Origin of the sequence: Paenibacillus gallinarum (genome assembly GCF_014836635.1) — a bacterium.
Taxonomy (GTDB): Bacteria; Bacillota; Bacilli; order Paenibacillales; family Paenibacillaceae; genus Paenibacillus; species Paenibacillus gallinarum.
The window spans coordinates 1-1,425 of record NZ_JACSQL010000048.1 but is presented as its reverse complement, the minus strand read 5'-3'; the positions used below and the strand labels follow the sequence as shown (position 1 = coordinate 1,425).

At 38.2% G+C, this 1,425-nt stretch carries 1 protein-coding gene; it reads left to right on the top strand.

Annotated features, from left to right (window positions below):
• Positions 1-286: 286 nt before the first annotated feature.
• The gene (locus H9647_RS25555; protein WP_191805310.1) at positions 287-1,423 is read left to right on the top strand and encodes an MFS transporter; all 1,137 of its coding nucleotides are present in this window, start codon (positions 287-289) and stop codon (positions 1,421-1,423) included.
• The last annotated feature ends 2 nt before the right edge of the window (positions 1,424-1,425 follow it).

Sequence of the window (1,425 nt, the reverse complement as noted above, 5' to 3'; positions counted from 1 at the left end):
TTTATCAGCATAGATGAAGTGATATGTAAAAGGTTTTAGGTATCTAAGTTGAATTATGTAATCAATATCCTGAGCGAAGTTTGTATCCGGGTTACCCGAAACGTATCCCTCCATAGAATCATCATAAAAATGTCTTAAGTTGACTCAAATTGGAGTAGAATTTGGTTTCCATCCAACAAGGGAACGCTTGGTAGTTATATATTCTTTTTAAGCAGTGTGGATATGTCCCATTGTCTCGCCCCAAACTTCAATAGCCGACTCGGCAATCTGTAAACAGAGGTGTTCCATGAATCCTAAAAAACTGACAAGCTCCCTAATACTTATCTCTTTACCTAGCATATTTCTAGGAGTATTGCTCCCGATATATACACATGAACTAGGTTACACCACATTCCAATATACCATCATAGTTTCCATTCTTTCTTTTTCACAAATAGTGATGACACTTGTACTAGGTAGAGCATCAGATCGTTATAGCCGGCGTTTTATTTTCTTAAGCGCATTAATTTTCTTTACATCCGCTTATTTTGTTTTTTCGGTTGCGACACAATTATCTGTATTAATATTTGCAAGAGTCATAAGCGGTATAGCAGGTATTTTGCTTAGCATTTCATTGGTTGGGTTGATTTCAGATAGCAATAACAGTTTTGGACAGCAAATGGGATACTTTGATAGCAGAATGCATTTAGGGGGTTTGATTGGTGTAGGAATATGTTATCTAGTATTAAAAAATTATGAACTTGTTCAAGGCTGGTATGTGTTATTCATGATTTGCGGGGGAGCGTCTGCGCTAGCGTATATATTTACGTCTATAACACCAGGCTTCTCCTTGATTAAAAGTATTGCAAGTGAGAGGAAATACCTACTATCTATTAAACAACGTAAAATTTGGATATTGAATGTATTTCTATCTACTGTATTTAGCATGTCCAGTGTTATTTTCATCCCTTATATGCAAAAGGCATACGATGCAAACCTTGAGCAGATCGCCATCGTATTTCTACTTCCAATGATCGCCTTCTCGTTTCTTGGCCCAACCTTAGGAAAGATTGGCGATCGCAGAGGATATCGAAAAACGATAACCATATCTCTGGCAATGTGTAGCATAGCTGCAGTGGGCCTTGCCTTTTCAACCAGTCTGCTTCTTTTTGCTGTGATTTCTACAATGTTTAACCTGTTCGCAACCATGCAAAGTTATGCAATAGACGCTGTATTTATTCAGGATACACCCCAAGAGCACATTGGTGATGCATACGGCAAATTCTCCGTTAGCAACAACCTCGGAGGAATGACAGGCGCCGCTGTAGGAGGATACTTGTTTGATGCTTTTAGCTTTAATATGCCTTATCTAGGGTTTGCTGTTATGATCCTATTGTTCAGCCCTTTTATGCTACGTTTGATTTCTAAGTCTACCCTGTTATAAGA

Bases quoted from the DNA above. Each gene is read 5' to 3' on its own strand.
- H9647_RS25555 (WP_191805310.1), top strand. From the start codon at position 287: ATGAATCCTAAAAAACTGACAAGCTCCCTAATACTTATCTCTTTACCT.